The sequence below is a fragment of the Dyadobacter sp. UC 10 genome, assembly GCF_008369915.1.
GTDB lineage: Bacteria > Bacteroidota > Bacteroidia > Cytophagales > Spirosomataceae > Dyadobacter.
This window is the reverse complement of record NZ_VSRN01000001.1, coordinates 4,713,408-4,732,574: the sequence shown is the minus strand read 5'-3', so window position 1 is coordinate 4,732,574 and position 19,167 is coordinate 4,713,408. Positions and strand designations below refer to the sequence as shown.

The window sequence follows — 19,167 nt, the reverse complement described above, 5'->3', positions numbered from 1 at the left end:
ATACGAGCAATGAGCGTAAAGTTTATCCGGGACATCTTTTATTATGAGAAATACTATCTTGAATTCTTTGATAAATTGAAACCGGATGTCAGGAAGAAGTTTAACTGGACATTGCAACTCATTGCAACCATTGACAGGGTACCTGAAAAGTATTTTAAGCACATAACTAACTCAACAGGAATTTATGAAGTCAGAGTTGAAGTTGGGTCTGATATTTATCGGGTTTTCAGTTTTTTCGATAAAGGAAATCTGATCGTGCTGCTAAATGGATTTCAAAAGAAAACACAGAAGACGCCAAAAAACGAACTCGACCTGGCGGAAAAACTCAAAAAACAATACTTCGATGAACAACGTGACTCAAAATAAAAAACTAACCTCCTTTTCCGCGCATCTTGACGAACAGTATGGAAAACCTGGCACGACCGACCGAGAACAATACGAAGAAGAATTTGAAGCCTTCAAACTCGGAGCAATGATCCAGGAGTTGCGGAAGAAACAAGGTTTGACGCAGGAACAACTGGCGGATAAATGCGGCACGACAAAAACTTACATTTCACGAATAGAAAATAATGCAAGCGATATCAGGCTTTCGACTTTGATGCGGATTGTCAGAGAAGGTTTGGGAGGAAATTTGAAGCTGAGTGTGACTGCCTGACTCTAAAATGAAATGTTATGAATTACTCAAATTTCCAAAGTTAATGACTTGCTCTCTGCACGGTAATTTACATCGGAATGCGCGTAAAATATCAGAGGGACTTCCCGGCAGATTTACATAAATTGCCTTTTTAACCAAAACACCGCTCCGCATGACACATACTACCTCTAATCCGAAGATCCACGAAGGCCGCAATTTGAAACGTTTCCGCGAAATGCTCTCGATTAAGCAAGATGCACTTGCATTTGAGCTTGGCGAAGACTGGAACCAGCAAAAAATTTCTTTACTGGAACAGAAGGAAAAGATCGATTCGGATATTTTGGAACAAGTTGCTGCTATTTTAAAAATTCCTGCTGAGGCGATACGAAATTTTGATGAGGAAAAGGCGATTAATATAATCGCAAATACATTTCAGGAATTTCATGATCAATCGGGCGGTGTGAACTTTCAGCCTACTTACAATATTAATCCGATCGAAAAATGGATGGAGGCATTGGAGGAAAATAAACGTTTAAATGCAGAATTGCTCAAAGCGAAAGATGATACGATCAGGATGCTGGAGAAGTTGATTGTCAACAAATAGTAAGCTAATCTTCATTCTGAATTGAGACATTTGACCACCACACTAATGAAAGAATCTGAAAATCCAGCAACGTCGTTGATCCAGGATGTTGTACAAATTTTACAGCTGGCGCGACAGAATGCTTATCGTGCTGTAAATACAGCAATGCTTGAAGCTTACTGGCATATAGGTAAGAGAATTGTAGAAGAAGAACAAGATGGAGCGGCCCGGGCTGCATACGGAGAAGGAATTATCAAGCAACTTTCAAAGGACTTAAGTCGTGAAATTGGCAAGGGTTTTTCAGTAGCAAACCTGGAAAATTTCAGAAAGTTTTACCTTACTTTTTCAGGTGAACAAAAATCTTACGCAGTGCGTAGGGAATTGAGCTGGACACATTACCGGCTGATTATGAGAGTTGAAGACCCTGCGGCCCGGACGTATTATGTAAATGAATGCGCAAACCAGACGTGGAGCACGCGAACATTGGAGCGCAATATTAATTCCTCATATTACCAGCGTCTGCTCTCTTCTCAGGCAAAACCAAGCATGTACATTCAGGGTCAGGACTTCAACAAAATTTTTACAAAGGATTTCATAAAAGACCCTTATGTTTTTGAATTCCTGAACATTCCCGAGCCGGTGAATGTATTGGAACAAGACATTGAAAAAGCACTGATCGGAAACTTGCAGCAATTCTTACTCGAATTAGGAAAAGGATTTTCATTTGTAGGAAGACAATTCAGGATCAGTACCGAAACAAGTCACTTTTATATTGACCTCGTTTTCTACAATTACCTGCTGAAATGTTTTGTGCTATTTGATCTAAAAACCGGCAAGCTAGCACACCAGGATACCGGGCAAATGGATATGTACATCCGCATGTTCGACGACCTGAAAAAGCAAGACGATGATAATCCGACCATAGGAATTATTCTGTGCACTGAAAAAGACGAAACGGTCGTGAAGTATAGTATTTTGAATGACAGCAAGCAGCTGTTTGCAACCAAGTATATGCTTTATCTGCCGACAGAAGAAGAATTAATAGCGGAAATTGAGCGGGAGAAAAGGCTTATTGAAACGCAATTGAATGAAAAGGCAGGATCTTTCGGACAATAACTAGCCTGCGCATTTTTCCAAAACCACATCAAGTACTCCCGCCGGTTCCAAAACCACAAAATCCGGATTGGCACGCAGGGCAGTCTCCATACTATCATAGCCCCAGCTTACCCAGGCGATTTTGACGCCGGCTTTTTTACATGCTTCAATGTCGCGCACCTCGTCGCCTACATACAGAACCTCATTTGGCTTTAAGTTGTATTTTTTAAGAAATCCCCTGATCAGTTTGTCTTTCCCGAAGAGGCTTGTGCTGCAATATATTTTACTGATCTTATCAATGCCATTGGCAGCCAGAAAATCAGAAATGTTGCGTTCTGAATTCGTTGAAATGATTGCGATTTGAAGACCGTTGTTGTGAAGGGCATTGATCAGTTCCTCTATTCCCTTAAATAACTTTACCTGCGACAATGCAGCTTTATAAAGACCCAAAAATTCGCTTGCCAGAAATGGAATGCGGTATAGCGGCACTTTGAGATAGCGACAGCGCTCCCTGATCGAGAGCGTTTTCAGATATTCGAGACCATCCGGTTCGATCGGGCGATAGTTGTGTTTTCTGGCAATTTGGTTATAAAGCGGAACAAATACTTCCCGAGAATCAGCCAGTGTTCCGTCGAAATCGAAGATGACGTATTTAACCATTACTATTAGTTAAATGCCTAAGAGCAGTTTTATCAGCGAAAAACCTTTCGTTTCCTTATTTTTTTGTATTAATTGCATTGCGATTAGTTGCGCTATCCTATAACCAACCCTTAACCTAATAGATTTTGTACACGCTTGCAACATTTCCAAAGATCCGAATAATCAGCCTAAAAATTCAAGTCGATAGCATATCAGACTCCCGCAGGATTGCTTCTCAAAGTTTGAGAGCGGCAAGCCGGGTATTGTTACTTGCGTGCTGCTTATTTCTCGCAAAATCACCCTCGACCGCACAAGTCAAAACTTCTAAGCCAACAACCCCTAAGACCAACCCCGGCTCAGCCTTACTGCCTCTCCCGCAACAAATGGAGCTGACCGATAAAATGTTTAAAATCAGCAAAAGCTGGAAGATAATCTCCGATCGCTCCTCAGTACCCGCACAGGTTTTAAAAAGTTTTCAGGAAGATTTGAAAGAAGGAGGTCTGCCGCTTTCGGTGGCAACTAAGAGCAGCTCACCGGCGATTCGGCTGATTGTTAAAAAGGGATCGGTAGAAATTGGTGCGACCGTTGATACGAATCGCACTGCACTTACCCGCCAGGCTTACCGGCTAAGCTTGAAACCTGAGACTGTTACCATTACCGCCAATGATGCGCAGGGTTTGTATTACGGTATGCAAACTTTCCTGCAACTACTACGTGCACAAGCACCTAAAATACAGCTTCCCGAAGGAGAAATTACCGACTGGCCCAATGTGGAAGTGCGGATGATTTACTGGGACGATGCGCATCACGTCGAGAAGCTGGGCGCATTGAAGCGGATTGTCCGGCAGGCTTCGACTTACAAGATCAATGCATTTTCGATTAAACTGGAAGGGCATTTTCAATATAAATCTGCCCCCGCGATTGTGGAACCTTACGCGTTGACGCCTCAGGAATATCAGGAGCTGGCAGATTTTGCAAAAACGCATTATGTTGACTTAGTGCCTTTTCTGGACGCGCCGGCGCACGTTTCTTTTATCCTGAAACATCCTGAATACCGCAAGCTGCGGCTGATTGACGATATTAACTACCAGTTTTCGGTTACTAATCCGGAAACATTTAAGCTGCTTGACGCGATGTTCAGCGAGCTGATCGATGCGAGCAAAGGCAGCAAATTCATTATCCTTTCCAATGATGAGGCTTACTACACCGGCAAAGCGCCTTCTGAAAAAGCGATGGCGGATAGTCTCGGCGGAAATGGTCGGCTACTGGCCTGGTTTATCAAAAAAATGGCCGATAGATTGCATGAGCAGGGCCGGACTGTTCTTTTTTGGGGCGAATTTCCATTGAGAAAGGAGGATATTACCTCGCTGCCGTCGCATATCGTGAATGGTGTTTACAACAAAGCAATTGCGGCGGATTATAAAAAGCATGGGATCAGACAGTTTGTTTATACAGCCACACAAGGCGCCGAGCCTATTTTCCCAAACTATTATCCGCTGCACACGAAGACAGCCGTGATGGCAGATGGAAGTGACCGTTCGTCGGGCCGGGTAGCGGGTATGTTCCGGGAGATCGGCACTGCATTTAAGGAAAATCTATCTTCGTTTATGGGCGTAGTGATTGCCGGCTGGGCCGACGCCGGGTTGCATCCTGAAACTTTCTGGCTGGGCTATGCGACCGCCACGGCAGCGGGGTGGAATAATAACCTCACTCCCGCCGATGCTTCGGCGCGATTTATGAATGCGTTTTACGGATCAGCGCAAAAGGATATGGACAGCATTTACCACGTTCTCAGCGAACAGGCTGAGTTCCATACTGAGAGCTGGGACTGGATCGCATCACCCTGGCGAACGATGATCAAAGGAAATTCAGACAGCCTGTTCCTGCAACCTGAAAAAGACCAGACTTTACCCCTACTGCCCGTACCGGAACCAGGTACACTGGCAATTTCAGACAAAACTTACCCTGTGAATGCGCAGCGCTTTGCGGCAGCAAAATCCATGCTTCCGCGCAATAAATATGCGTTTCAATTACTCCAGCAAAACAAATCGCGTGCTAAAAAGCAGCTTTATAACCTGGAAGTACTGGAATCTGTGGCGGCGATCTGCGGGCAAAACCTGCGCATGCTGGTTACATTAAATCAGGTAACTGATGCACTGCAAAAAGCTACGTCGGCCGGCAACCCGGCAGCGGCGGTTAGGCAATTGGATATGGCCATGGAAATGGTAAGCAAACTGAAAACACAGCGCGACAGTACGCTCGCATTTGTCAAAAATATCTGGTATAAAGAATGGCAGCCACTGGTTGAAGAAGCAAACGGCCGCAGGTATCTGCATCAGGTAGACGATATCAAAGACCACCAGCCGGTGCGCACCATCGACCTCAGTTATTTGATTTACAGAGAGTTGCACTATCCGCTTGATCAGTGGTGGAACGATGTGCAGAAAGTACGGAATGAGTATGCAAAGCAACATCAGTTGCCCTTGGTGGAGAAGCAGTTGAAATGGCAGCAATACAGGTAGCAAACTCGATCCCGTGACCGAAACTTCGCCAGGCGAATTTAGGATACATCCGCTTTCACTTTGTTTGTAAAGGCTGCGGGTGTGGGCAATTCCCTATTTACCACTGGTTGTCATTCTGTTAGTATACAATCATTACATTTCCGCTTCTTAGTAATTTTTCATTTGAAAAAATCTGATACGGATAACTTCCGGAAGAGACACGCTGCCCCCTATACATGCCATTCCATGGATGTATATATTCCCCTGAGTAGTAAATGATTTCTCCCCAGCGATTGAAAACCTTAATGGCAAGCTTCCTGATGGTACCTGTATTGGAGATTTCCCAATTATCATTTTTACCATCTCCATTGGGGGTGAAAATGTCCGGGACAAGTAGCATCGAAGTATCCCTGGGAGGATTTGTACAGTTTTTAACATCCAAAATCTTGTCTATTCCGAATGCTTCGGTCTGCTTGAAGCAGGTTCTGTCGAAATCCACTTTCACACTAACATTGATCTGATAATCCGCACCCTTATCCAGCGTTGGGATCTGTATTGATCCGGATGATTCGTATTGCTTAATTCCGTCGACCGTCCATTCAAAAACAGAACCGACCTGGTCTGCTTCTACCTTTAAGGACAACATTTCACCGGCGCACACCGGTTTATTGTCCGCAACAATCTGCCCGTTCACAGGATCCGAAGGCACTTTTCCGCCTTCGAATAAAGCATCGATTTCTTCCTGACTCAGCGGACGGTCGTAAAGGTGAATATCATCTATCACTGCATTGGACGCCTGACCGTAATTGTTACGGGCACCAATAGTTGCTCGCACTGTACCCACACCGTAAAATGCTTGAAAACCCTTGTCGCTTTCCGTGCAGATCTTCTTGCCATTGACATAGAAATAATAATTTTTGTCGTCCTTAACCACAGCAAGGTGATACCACTTTCCCGCTGGTTGGATCGAAGCGCTGGTACAGGCAAGATGATTGGCGACTCCCTGATAGCATCCATGCGAAAACCCTATAAGCTCTTCAGTCGCATACAAATTGCTAAAAATAATATGTTGATCGCCCAGGTCGCTTCCAACGGAAAAAAGAAACCAGGCCGTGCGTTCGGTAGGAATTCCGTTAGGACGTGCCCAGATAGAGTAGGTAAAATTATTGAGTTGTAAGTTATTGGGGCTAATCTCGATTACATCGTCAATGCCGTCAAATTCATAGGCTGAATTTGCATTCCCAAAGCGATCCGCAACAAGTTTTGCACCAGTAACTGTGCCATCGTTCGCAAGAGGGCTGTAATCTTTCGCATTGCCCGAAAAGGGATAGCAGCCAACTAATCCCCGTGTGAGGTCAACCTGCGCATGGCCAGTTATGCATCCAAAAAACGTCAAAAACAACAAAGCCGCACGCGTGGCAACCGAAAAGGAATTCATGTAACCTTAGGGAGAGTAATAATAATGAAAGATGGGAAAATTTCTTTTCGGAAAAAACTCGTCCGCAGATTATCCAGGCAGCAGCGGTGAAGCAACTGCGGAATGAGTATCGAAGCACCATCAGTCGACAAGTCCCCTAATTAACTGACCACGCCGGATTTTCGCTGCGAAATCGAATACCATTGAATGGTAATAAAAGCAACTGCCAGCAGGGGAACGGCGATCAGATTGACGACATTCCAGCCCCAGCTTGCAAGCGCAGCTCCCGCAACAAAAGATGATAAAGTATTGACTGCATATACCAGAAAATCATGAAATGCCTGCGATTTGGCCTGGTCTCCGTTTGTGTAGGACTGGGTTAAGATCGTGCTCCCGCCAATGAACATGAAGTTCCAGCCGATGCCGAGGAAAATCAAACCCGATGTAAAGTGCAAAAAGTCAGTTCCCGAGAGTGCGAGAGAAATGTGGAGCAGGAACATCAGGATTCCGCCGGAAATCACCTTTATCGCGCCGAAGCGCTGGATAAGATTGCCGGTAAAAAAGGACGGCACAAACATCCCGAGCACATGCCATTGTATAACAATCGAAGAGTCATCCGCATCGTAGCCACAGATTTTCATGGCAATCGGTGTGGCGGTCATGACCATCACCATCACAGCGAATCCCACGGAAGAGGATACAATGGCCGCAATGAACGCAGGTTTCTTTAAGATTTCCGAAAAGGGTTTCGCAGGCCCCGGCGCGCCGACCAGCGCAACCTGACGCGAATCGTGCCGGATAAGCGAAGTAACCGCCAGGGCAAGAATGCTTAAAGCCATGAGCGATAAAAAGGAATAGAGAAACGGTATTTCACCCAGATCTTTGGTCAATCTGGCGATCGAAGGCCCTGCCAATGCAGCAAAGATACCACCGGCAACAACCCAGGAAATCGCCTTGCTCCTGTCCTGCTCTTCTACCGATTCGGCCGCCGCGAACCTGTAATACTGGGAAAAACCCTGGTAAGCACCGATCAGAACATTACCTGACACGAAGACCCAGAAATCGGAATAGTAAATGCCCAGCGACGTCAGCGCACCGGCCAGAAACCCAAAAGCTATACCGAGCGTAAATCCTTTCTTCCTCCCATATCTTTTCATAAAAGCGGCAGCGGGGATCAGGGTAACCGCAGTACCGACGCTGATCACCGCCAATGGCAGTGTCGCCAGGCTTTTGTCCGGTGCCAGATTGAATCCTACGAGACCGGCCAGCGTGGTTACCAATATCCCCGCGGTCTGAAACAATGCCTGTCCTCCCACGAGTGGGAGGACGTTTACCAAAAACCGGCCTTTTGTATTTGTCGCCATAAACGATCACACGATTAGGTGCGGCAAGGTATCACAAATACTTATTCCTTCATGCCCGGATAATCGTTACCTGACACTGATTTTTTCAGAATCGGCACTTATGACGTATTTATTTCCCTTTTTGGTCACCGGTACATCCCTTACCACGCTTTCGCCCGGCAGGAAAAGCTTGATAGTCGTTTTCGCTTTATCTCCGCTGAAACTGACCAACTCAATGTTTTTCCAATCGATCTGATCCGTCGACTGGGCTACTTTGACGTGCGGGAGTATTGCGCCTTCGCGCACCAGCATTACCACTTCCAGCTCACCAGCGGCAATATTGTGCCAGCCGCCCTCGTACGATTTGCGGGTTTGATAGTCTACCCATTTTCCTTTTGGCAAATACACCTGGCGGCTTTCCCCAGCCTCAAAAAGCGGCGCAACGAGTATGTCCGATCCGAGCATATACGCATTATCCACTAGCCACGCCCCAGGGTCTTCAGGAAACTCAACCAGCAGTGCCCGCACCATCGGCAAGCCTTTTTCCGACGCAAGTTTGGACTGGGTATAAATGTAAGGCATGAGCTTATACTTCATTTCCACGGCCTTTCTGAAATAATCCTGAAAATCTTCACCATATTCCCAGGGTTCTTTGGGCGCCTGTCCGTGTGTGCGGGTATGCGAGCAGAGCAAGCCCATCGGCAGCCAGCGGCGATACAAATCTTCGGGCGTTTTCATAGTAAAACCGCCGATATCATGGCTCCAAAAGGTAAATCCGGAAAGTCCAAGCGACAAGCCGCCGCGCAATTGTGCTTCCATTCCCTTGTTGGTGGTTTCCGCGTCGCCGCCCCAATGGATCGGGTAACGCTGGCTGCCCGCCCAGGTGCTGCGCGCCCAGATGATATTTTCTCCCGTCAGCTTACGGGTCAGTTCCGAAACGATCTTGTTGTACCGCAAGGGATACAGGTTATGTTCATAAAAACCCGTGCGACCGGAAGCATACACCCCCGAAAGTGGCGCAGCTTCGCCAAAGTCGACTTTTATGGCCGAAACACCCATTTTGAGCAGCCCGCCGATTTTGTCTTCATACCATTTAATGGTATTCGGATTGGAAAAATCAAGCACCGCATCTTCATAAGGAACCGTTCCGTTTGCATTCTTTACAGCCAGACCTTTCGAGGTAATTTCAGGGTACAGACTGTTTTTAGGAACAAAATAGGGTAGCTGCCAGAGCGAAGTCCGGAAACCCTGTTTCTTCAAATCGGCGATCATACCTTCCGGATCTTTGAAGCGGCTCGGGGCGAAACGGTAATCGCAGCGCCAGTCGGTCTCAAACCAGCCCGTATCGAAATGGATCACGTCGGAAGGAATGCGGTTTTCGCGCAGTTTGGCGGCCACATTACGCCCGTCCTGCTCGGAAAAATAGGTAATGCGGCTCATCCACAGTCCAAACGACCATAATGGGGGCATCGAAGCTTTGCCCGTCAGGTTGGTGTATTCGTCCAGAATAGCTTTCGGCTGACCAAGAAAAACAAACAAATCCAGGTTCTCGTCCCCAATTTGCATCGCATTGGATTCCCCATAAGTCGCCCCGAAATCGCAGGTAATAGGCGAAGTGGTGTGCATAAACATGCCGTAACCACGAGAGCTCATGTAAAATGGAATGGGTTTGTACATGGTTTGCGTTTCCACGCCATTCGGATCATGCGTCCACAAAACGATTTTCTGACCATTCTTATCCAGCCGCGTAAATGACTCGCCGCAGCCAAAAATCTTTTCATCCGGTGAAATCGAAAATACCGCAGCTACGCTCCGCGAATAATCCGAAGCCCGGCGAACAAAAGAGAAAGGCAAAGTAGGTGTGTAAGAAGATTTGCCATCCGCCTGCCCGCGCGTCTGCGTCAAAACTCTCCCGCTTGCATCACGGATCAAAATCTTCCAGGGATTCTCATAAACAGTAACAGATCCGTGCACATTCGTGTATTCATGGCCACCGCTAATTTTCTTATACTTCCAGGAATCATCTTTCAAAGGGTTTTTAACAAGCATGAGCGAAGGGTCACCCGAAGGCCCCTGCGCCCCTGTATGAGCACGAATGCGCACCGTACGCGGAGATGTAAATTCCACCGAAAAAGGCAAAACAGGATCCTGTGCATATTCAATGGAAGGAAATTCATTGCTGTACGACCGCTTGTAACCAAGCATGGAGTTATCAAAATTATGGGCAGAAAATGGCTCATGCCGCTTCCATTTGATTTTTCCCTGCCCGGTTGCAGGATCGAATGCAGCCAGACTGTCGGCAAAAAACAGGGTGTTCGAAAAATCACGGAAATCGCCGCTGATATCGACCGGATCGTTCACCAGCTTGCTTTGCTGGGCAATGGTTTGAAAACCCGTAAGACCAAGCAGGAACAATAGTATGAAAAGCTTTTTTGAAAAAAATGTGGAATTGTACATGATAAAATGCAATGTGATACCCTGAATTAATGGGCGATAATTTTTCTTACAAGGGAGCGGCCATTTACGCCGGTAAGGCGAATGAGATAAATACCGCCGCTTAATTTGCTGGTAACAGCTATTTCCCGCTGCGCCTTTGCAAGCTTTTGCTCAAAAATCTGCCTGCCGCCCTGATCGCCAATGATGATCTTCTCAAAATCCTGATCTGTCCATTTCACGGTGATCTTTTCCCAGGTCGGATTGGGAAAAACCTGGAAAGGTTCCGTATCCTGCCCGACGCCGGTCACCGCTCCCCCGCCCCGCAACAAAACAGAGGTAACAGACATCGCCGGAAGCGACAGATCAAGGACATTACCCGTTACGCTGAGTTCTGATTTCACCAGGGCGTTTTGTGTATGAGAAATAAACGTTTCAGTAGCGGGAAGCTGTGATAAGGTATAAACGGGGGCTTTTTCCAAAACAGGAAGAAAGTGACCGAGCTCCACCCGAACCTGTCGACTTTTATCCGGAGAACGATTGATCAACACCACAGTCATCGAATCCCTGGGCGCATTCACGCTCGGATAAGCGGATATGAATGTTTCGTCTGCCGAAGTCGCTTTCACCGCATGCGTCTGGTTATAGCGGCTCAGCAAATGCATGGTTTCCCACATTCCGGCTTTCCAGCTCCACGGCGTGAAAATCTCGACGTCGTTTTTCATGAATTCACCCATGGTAGACGCATACCAGACGGCCGTAACGGTCGGGGATATACTTTCGTCAATACCCGTTTCTGTCAGTCCAAGCGTTACGCCATGATCAGCGCCCAGATATTGGGTCAGCCAGTCGTTACAGCGGGCAAAAATGTATTCGCGCGTAATGTTGTTATCGTAGCCACCATTGATCGTTTTCACACCATTGGCTTCGGGGAAAATGTAATTTCTATCAAAATACACCCGGTGTAACTGGCCAACTTCTTCTGTTTTTTTAGTGGCCGGATAAAAATGAATATCCAGCACATCGAGTAACCTAACATTACTCTTCTGCTGCTCTTCGGCGATGGATTTGATGAAGTATTCGAGCCAGGGATAGGTTTTTCCGTTCTCCGTCACCGGCTTGCCGTCCCAGTTGTACCATTGCCATTCATTCGCAGTCACCGGGCCGACGAGTTTGATATCGGGAAATTTGGCGCGCGCCTTTTTGGCCAGTTCAATGTAACGCTGCATAAATTCCTGCGGGGAAAGTTGCTTCGGCATCACGTCATCATGCGTCCCCGACCAGATCTCCGGCTCGTTATCCATATTCCAGTAACGGATATTTTCCTTCTTCAAACCCAACCCTTTTGTGCCAAACCAATGATCGAGAAGGGCAACGGAGGAATCGGCATTCCATTTTTCGAGATAAAGGTTGAAATCCCCTTCTTTTTTGGCTTTCGTCCCGGCTGAATTGGGTTCGCCTCCGCCGGCAAGGTTCTGGTTCACACCCTCCCACCACTGCGACCGGTTATAGTCCCAGTCGGCGAAATTGGCTGCATTGCTCTTCGCTGCATAACCTAAAAGCGGGAAAGCCCACATGCCCTGCGCATCCGGGAAATGCCTTTGCAGCGCCTGTGCAGTCTGGTCCCAATTGTTGAAATACACGTTGTTATACCAGTCCGGGTGACTGCCCAACTTTCTGCGCCAGTTGTATTTCGAAGAATTATTCCCCCCGCTCTCCCGAAAAAACCGCACACCCGCATCACGCAGCCTGATCAGATCAGTCTCTGGCAATGCCCAGTTAGGATCAGTTGAGGAAAAGGAATTGTTGCGTCCGTAGAGATACGGAGAAATAGATTTCACCTCCGCATTTGCATCGATTTTAATGTCGACTTGCGCGGAGGTGAGCGTCGGCGTTAAAAGGAACAACGCAAAAGCGAGGGAGCGTGAAAAGGAAGTTTTGCGGATTTGCATGGTTCGTAGCGCCTCTCCCCCTGCCCCCTCTCCTGAATGAGAGGGGGTTTTGTTTTCACTGAAGTGAAAGGGAGCTGACTATTTTCGCTCCTACGGAGCTTTAATATATATTTTAATGTCCACCAGCAAAAGAGAACGCTCCTGCAAGGAGCCATTCCCAAAACGCCCCTCTCCCTTGGGAGAGGGGTCGGGGGTGAGGGTCACTTCTTCACAATCCGGAAATTGTCAACACTGCCGTTGAATGAGGCAATCGCTACGTCCGGAGTGTTGAAAAGGACTTTCAGATCGGTAATTTTAGACACATCGGTAATCGTATTACCGGCTGCATTCTTGAACTCCGAGAGCTCGATCACAGCTGTTTTCCAACCGCTTGTCTGATAACCGGTTGAGGCGTATTCGGTGGAATTCCACGGCTGGAACGAATACACATATTCACTGCCGCCTGCCGCGATGGTAATGTCATATTTACCTGCTTTCCAGGGCTCAGCAATATTGTGCTCGAATTTGAATTGCCTGTCTGCGGCCGGGCCGGCGGCTAACTTGAAGTCAAACGTGCAGGTTGAGAAAACCCAGGCGTCGGCGTAGCCGGTTGCGGGTAACTTGGTTTGTTTGATCCTTGAATACTTGCCGGATATTGCGCCCGGATCGGTAGCCGGCATAATCGGCGCTGCGCCCCAGCATACTTCCGAGCCCCAGCTGGTTGCCGGCACATCGAAATTGATCATACCTCCCTCCGAACCGTTCACTTTGAATCCCGTTTTCACCGTCCCAAACTCTCCTTCCACAGTAACAATGTCCGACATCGCGGTGGCAGGCATTTTCGCCGTGATTTGTTTCACATTTGCGCTCAGTACTTCCAGATTGGTTGCGCCGACCTTGACAGATTTGATATTATAGAAATAATCCCCGTTGATTACCAGCGTTCCACCCGGTTTTACAAACTCGGAATACAGACCCGAAAGAACCGGCGTCGGCGCTGTCAGTACAAAATCATAACTGGCTTCTCCGCCCCTGGTCTGCACCCTGATCTTATTAGGGACAGCCGGATCCACAGCCTTGGTAGGCGCATTCGCAGGTATGGTCACGATCACATTGGAGTTACTGCCTAATGCAGAATTGAAAGTCGCTTCAAAGTCATTGAAATACACTTTCAACACGCTGCCCAGGTTTTGGCCCTGGATCACGATCAGACTGCCAGGCTCGGCCGCATTCAGCGAACTATCGGCCTTGGTTGGGTCGAGCAGACGGACGTTGCTGATCATAGGGGCACCGTCGACATCATCATTATCACAGCTTTGGAACGAAAGCAGCATTCCTGCCGCCATACAAAGTCCCAGGGCCGTTTTCAATATATTTTTTAATTTCATTGCTGGTCTAAAATTAGGGTTAGTCAACTAGTTTGCTGAAATCGAAAGGTACCGGCTCGTTTTTCAATGAAGGTGCGTTCACCAGTTCTCCCTCAGGGAAAGGCAGGTAAAGCGTGTTGGCCGATAACGGATAATATTCAGCCGGCGAATAGGTTACAGTGTACTTTTTTGGGTTGGTAGAACCCGGCACATAAGTCATCGTGTAGTTTTCCCTGCGCTGTGCAGCCGTGTAAGCGATTGCTTTGGCAGGATTGAAATAGTACCACCGCACGACCTCATTCCACGAGTTACCTTCAAACACAGTCTCAACTCTTCTTTCTTTGAAAATATCCTCGAAAGTCAGCGAAGTTTTGTTTGGCATACCAGCCCTTTTACGAACAGCATTGAAGTATTCCAATGCTTTGGCATCGGAAGTGGTAGCGGCATTGCCCAGCACTGCGTCTGCATAAATCAGGTAAACTTCCGCAAGGCGCAACATATAGGAATTGATATTGGCCGCCATAAATCCACCCAAACCACCATTGTCAGCCGGTGAGCCTACAATGTATTTTTTAATGGCCGAAAGTTGCGCCGGCCGTACATATTTCAAACCGCCCGTTGCTTTCTGAATGTTTGGGTAAACGTCACTATCAAACATCGCGATCGCCTTTCTGCGAAGCGAATCAGCCGGGTTTTCTGTAAAATACTTTACCAGATCAGCGGAAAGGCCCTGCGCCGCACCCCAGCCGTCGCCGGTTGTGGTAATATTGGCATCGTAAGCAAAGTATGCCTGGAACGAGTTGTTCACTCCCCACGGGTTACTTACCGGCATCCATTGCAGTGAGAAAAGACTTTCCGGGTTGTTTTTCGAAGCGTTGTGATTCGCACTTTCAAACAGCTCCCCATAAGTCGGTGCAAGTGTACGGCCGCTTTTGGTAATCACATCCCCGGCATAGTATTTCGCACTGTCCAGATCCGACTGGTTACGCGTTCCGTTCTGGTTCAAACCCGCGCGCATCAGGTACATCCGTGCCAGCATTCCCTCGGCAGAATATTTGGTCAACCTTCCCTGATCAGCAGTGGCAGGCAGGCTTTCTGCGGCAAACCGGTAATCCTGAATGACCAGCTTCCACACATCTTCAATCCGGTTACGGACAGGCGCTTCGTTAAGCTGTGCCACGTTGTCGTACACGATCGGCACGGCACCCCAGTTGGTTACCAGGTAATAGTAGGCAGTAGCCCGCATGAAGCGGCATTCCCCCAATCCCTGCGCCTTCACAGCCGCAGAAGCCGTGCTCCCGGTCGCTTCCTTGATTGCCTTGTAAGCGTTATTGCTTTGCGCGATGATCTTGTAAAAAGATTTGTAGCCCGGCAATAGGGTATTCACGTCCGTCGACGGGATCGCGTGCTTGATGTAGGCAGTGCGGTCGTTCGAATTGAGGTTACCCGCGCGGGCTTCCTGAAAAGCCATATTTGCCTTATCATTGAAATCGAACCACACAATATTGTAAAGCGGCGCAGTACCTGCCAGAATTTCCGCATCGGTTTTATAAAAATTACCAGAGGTAAGTGCGTCCAGCGGCGGGCGGTCGAGGAAGTCCTCGCTGCATCCCTGCATAAGCATCAATGCGCCGATAGCTGCTAAAAATTTGATTTTGACTTGCATATAAAAAGCTCTTTTAAAATTGTTGTTGGATCGGATCGGTTAAAAATCAGCCGTCAGACCGAAAGAATACATGCGAACAGACGGGTACCGGCCAGTATCTACACCTGCCATCACGGTTCCGCCATAAGTCACCATACCGATCTCCGGATCATAGCCTTTGTATTTGGTAATGGTAAACAGGTTTTGCGCACCGACCGAAGCTTTCAGCCCACGTATAAAAAAGTCTTTCAGCATTGACTTGGGGAAATTGTAGCTCACTGTGATGTTTTTGAGGCGTACATAGCTACCGTCTTCGATGAAATTGGTATTCATCCGGTTGTTACCATTCGGGTCGCCCGGTGCGATACGTGGGATATTGTGACCCGGATTAGTCAATGTCGCAGTTTCTGCTTCACCGGCTACGTAAGTGCTTGGGCGGGCATAATTCGCAACTGATTTCCACTGGTTACCAAATACCCCTCCGTTACCCGGAATTTCAGCCCGGTAACGCGGGTAGTTCAGGATGTCATTTTTAAAACTTCCGGTCAGAAATGCGTTGAGCTCGAAATTCTTATAGGTCATATTGTTATTGAAACCCAATGTAAACTTCGGCCACGGATTACCGATCACCGTGCGGTCTTCCGCGTCGATAACACCATCCGCATTCAAGTCCTTGAACTTCGTATCTCCGATCCAGCTGCCTGTTTGCGGATTAATTGTCAGCTCTGCATTTGAAGTCTGGATCGCATGGTTTTTGATATCTTCGGCATTCTGGAAAAGTCCCTCTGCCACATAGCCGGTCAGCATACTCGCAGGTTGCCCTACCTCTGTTTTGAAACCAACCGAAGTCGCATTCCAGATCGGCGTGATCGGGTTTAGGAGCGAGGTAACTTTATTTCGGTCAAATGAAAGGTTCAGTCCGGTTCTCCAATAGAAACCGCCCTTGTCGATATTCACCGTATTCAGTGTAAGACCTACACCCCGGTTTTTCATTGAACCTGCGTTCACAGCCGGCCAGCTCAGGTAGCCTGGTGAGTAAGCAATGTCCCCGCCATAGGTAAACGGATAAGAATTAACTGTAATAAGGCTGGTAATATTCTTAATATAGGCATCCACGATCAGCTCCACGCGGTTGCTGAACATGTGCAGGTCCAAACCTCCGTTGATCACATCATCCTTTTCCCAGGTCAGGAACTCGTTGGCGAAATTGGAAGCCAGAAAGCCCGTTCCCCAGCCGGTAGGCACGGTTTGCAGCGTAGAATAGATCGCATTTCCGCCGCTTCCCTGGTTACCAGAGCGGCCTATCTCAAATCTCAGTTTCAAGTCATTGATCGCATTCACGCTCTTCAGGAAAGGCTCTTCCGAAACCCGCCATGCCACCGAAACTGCCGGGAAGTTGCCCCAGCGCCGTCCGTCGCGGAATGCCGAAGATCCGTCCATCCGGTACGTTCCCTGTACGAAATAACGCTCGTTGAAACTGTAATTCACACGGGCGAAATACGATTCGCGCGATCCCGAACCTTTGCCGGAGTTGTTGCTTACGTTGGAAATAACAGACGCGTCTCCGCCTGAAAGCTCTTCAATGGTATTGGTAATGAATTTCTTACGACTGGCAGTAAGGGATTCATAAGTGAATGCCTGCGCTTCGTGACCGGCCATAATATTGACACCGTGCCGCCCTAATTTCAGGTCGTAGCTCAACCGGCTGTGCAAACTCCACCAGGTATTTGTGTTCACATCCCTTCTGGAAGTAGCCGCATCCTGTGATACTACGTACCCACCGATTGTGTAAGACGGATGGAATGAATAGTATTTCAAAAATTCGGAGCTACCGTTCACCTCTGTGTGCCACGTCAGGTTTTTGAGAGGTTTGACATCTGCGTACAAACTTCCCAGAATAGAGGTCCGGCGGTTGTAATCGTTGTAGATCTTCGAGATCATGACCGGGTTGGTGAACTGGAATTGCGTAGAAGTCGGGCCGCCCCAGCTGCCGTCGGGATTTGTCACCGGTACGCTTGGGTTTTGGTCCAATGCCAGCTGGATAATCCCGCCGTTATTCGTATTTACTTTTTCCTCGGTAATACCAACACTCATATTGGCACCGATTTTCAGCCATTTACGCGTTTGGTTTTCCAAATTCAAACGGCCATTGTACCGTTTGAAACCAGAACCTTCTACAATACCTTTTTGATTAAAATACTCACCGGAAAGATAGTAAGTCGACTTTTCGGTACCGCCGCTCAATCCCACAGAGTATTTCTGCAAGGTAGTCGGGCGGAAAAGTGCAGCCTGCCAGTCAGTACCTTCTCCTAAAACCGAAGGATCTGCGAATTGCGGTTCGGTAGCAGTACTTCCCACAGCGGCGGCCTCATTTCTGAATTGAGCGTATTCCCGCAGGTTCATTACATCAATATGCTTCGGCTCCGACTGAATGGTCACCAGCGAATTGAACGTAACCTTTGCTTCACCCGCCTTACCGCGCTTTGTAGTGATCATCACGACACCATTTGCACCAACCGCACCATAGATCGCTGTGGCGGAAGGTCCCTGCAATACGTTGATCGTTTCGATATCGTCGGGGTTGATGCTGGAAAGGATATTGGAAAAGCCCGACGGGCGGTTGTTAGGATCGTCCTTCATATTGTCAGGCTTGATCTGCACACCGTCTATTACATATAAAGGTTGTGTAGTACCTGTCAGTGAGCTGAGGCCCCGGATCAATACCGACGGTGCAGCGCCCGGCTGACCGGAATTTTGCTGGACCATTACGTTAGCCGCCCGTCCCTGCAACCCCTGTTCGAGGGAAGTATTGATGGTTTTGCTCAGGTCCTTACCGGAAACAGTCACCTGAGAGCTGGATACGTCGGTTTTTTTCATTTCACCATACCCTACCACCACCACTTCGTCCAGCGCAGCGATACTTTCCTGCAATCTGACGTCAATCTTCGTTTTGTTCCCTACCGGGATCTCCTGGGTTACATACCCGATGAAGGAGATCACCAGTGTATTCCCCGCACTCGCCTCGATCGAAAACTCTCCCTGGGTATTGGTGGTTGTTCCGTTGGAAGTTCCCTTCACCACCACACTTGCGCCTGGAATAGCGTCGTCCTGGTCTACTGAAACGACGGTACCAGTAACTGTTTTTTTGGCATCGCTCTGCGCAAAGGCACCCACGCCCGCGCCCATGATCCCCACTGAAAGAAGGAGAGGTCGTAGTAACCCGGCGAGAAATTGCAAGCTGCGATTAACCCGCCTTGTTTCGTACAAATTTTGTTGCATGTTGTTTGGTTTTATAAAGTGACTATTTGTTCACCTCCGATTTATACTTTTCCGATACCGCTGGGTTAGGCTCCGGATTTGGTACAAATCGAATGAATAGTTGGACAAATGTGCCTTTAAAAAACTTGCAGCAAGGGTTCCAAATGTTTACAAATAGGGTGTCATTTGTAAACCGGGGCGAAAAATCAAGCTGGTTTTTCGCCGTTTAATCCATTTTAAAAATTTGTAGCTGAAAAAGCAGGTGAGCAGGTAATGAGAAAGTGAAGCTCCCGCATATGTCAGTATCAGACTGATCTTTTG

Annotated in this window: 13 protein-coding genes; 5 read left to right on the top strand and 8 right to left on the bottom strand. The window is 47.8% G+C overall.

Annotated elements, in window-relative coordinates:
* The first annotated feature begins 9 nt into the window (after positions 1-9).
* The 4 genes from FXO21_RS19555 to FXO21_RS19540 all read left to right on the top strand — a co-directional run bounded on the left by FXO21_RS19555 (position 10) and on the right by FXO21_RS19540 (position 2,333).
* Entirely contained in the window at positions 10-366 is a 357-nt protein-coding gene (locus FXO21_RS19555; protein WP_149641667.1) for a type II toxin-antitoxin system RelE/ParE family toxin, read from the top strand.
* Positions 344-655 (top strand): helix-turn-helix domain-containing protein, encoded by a 312-nt coding sequence (locus FXO21_RS19550; RefSeq protein WP_149641666.1) that lies wholly within the window; start codon positions 344-346, stop codon positions 653-655. Before FXO21_RS19555 ends, FXO21_RS19550 begins: the two co-directional genes overlap by 23 nt.
* Before the next feature lie 151 nt (positions 656-806).
* Positions 807-1,238, top strand: a complete 432-nt coding sequence (locus FXO21_RS19545) for a helix-turn-helix domain-containing protein (protein ID WP_149641665.1) — start codon at positions 807-809, stop codon at positions 1,236-1,238.
* A gap of 45 nt (positions 1,239-1,283) precedes the next feature.
* Positions 1,284-2,333: a PDDEXK nuclease domain-containing protein gene (locus FXO21_RS19540; RefSeq protein WP_149641664.1), complete on the top strand. Its 1,050-nt coding sequence runs from the start codon at positions 1,284-1,286 to the stop codon at positions 2,331-2,333.
* Here FXO21_RS19540 and FXO21_RS19535 read toward each other — a convergent pair whose 3' ends face one another.
* Complete coding sequence (locus FXO21_RS19535) at positions 2,334-2,972, bottom strand: HAD-IA family hydrolase (RefSeq protein WP_149641663.1); 639 nt, start codon at positions 2,970-2,972, stop codon at positions 2,334-2,336.
* 125 nt (positions 2,973-3,097) lie between these two features.
* On the opposite strand from FXO21_RS19535, the gene FXO21_RS19530 reads away from it, so the two are divergent.
* A complete protein-coding gene (locus FXO21_RS19530) occupies positions 3,098-5,473 on the top strand; it encodes a glycoside hydrolase family 20 zincin-like fold domain-containing protein (protein ID WP_409014766.1) in 2,376 nt (791 codons plus the stop codon).
* Positions 5,474-5,591: 118 nt separating this feature from the next.
* On the opposite strand, the gene FXO21_RS19525 is transcribed toward FXO21_RS19530, so the two are convergent.
* The 7 genes from FXO21_RS19525 to FXO21_RS19495 form a co-directional block, all read right to left on the bottom strand.
* The gene (locus FXO21_RS19525; RefSeq protein WP_149641662.1) at positions 5,592-6,890 is read right to left on the bottom strand and encodes a LamG-like jellyroll fold domain-containing protein; all 1,299 of its coding nucleotides are present in this window, start codon (positions 6,888-6,890) and stop codon (positions 5,592-5,594) included.
* Between the two features lie 140 nt (positions 6,891-7,030).
* Complete coding sequence (locus tag FXO21_RS19520) at positions 7,031-8,233, bottom strand: MFS transporter (RefSeq protein ID WP_149641661.1); 1,203 nt, start codon at positions 8,231-8,233, stop codon at positions 7,031-7,033.
* A gap of 66 nt (positions 8,234-8,299) precedes the next feature.
* Positions 8,300-10,669: a TIM-barrel domain-containing protein gene (locus FXO21_RS19515; RefSeq protein ID WP_149641660.1), complete on the bottom strand. Its 2,370-nt coding sequence runs from the start codon at positions 10,667-10,669 to the stop codon at positions 8,300-8,302.
* A gap of 26 nt (positions 10,670-10,695) precedes the next feature.
* Positions 10,696-12,597 carry a glycoside hydrolase family 44 protein gene (locus FXO21_RS19510; protein WP_149641659.1) on the bottom strand — a complete coding sequence of 634 codons (1,902 nt, stop codon included), beginning with the start codon at positions 12,595-12,597 and terminating at the stop codon, positions 10,696-10,698.
* Positions 12,598-12,797: 200 nt separating this feature from the next.
* Positions 12,798-13,964, bottom strand: coding sequence for a glycan-binding surface protein (locus FXO21_RS19505; RefSeq protein ID WP_149641658.1), 1,167 nt, complete (start codon positions 13,962-13,964; stop codon positions 12,798-12,800).
* 19 nt (positions 13,965-13,983) lie between these two features.
* Positions 13,984-15,609, bottom strand: coding sequence for a RagB/SusD family nutrient uptake outer membrane protein (locus FXO21_RS19500; protein ID WP_149641657.1), 1,626 nt, complete (start codon positions 15,607-15,609; stop codon positions 13,984-13,986).
* Between the two features lie 39 nt (positions 15,610-15,648).
* Complete coding sequence (locus FXO21_RS19495; RefSeq protein WP_149641656.1) at positions 15,649-18,867, bottom strand: SusC/RagA family TonB-linked outer membrane protein; 3,219 nt, start codon at positions 18,865-18,867, stop codon at positions 15,649-15,651.
* Positions 18,868-19,167 lie beyond the last annotated feature (300 nt).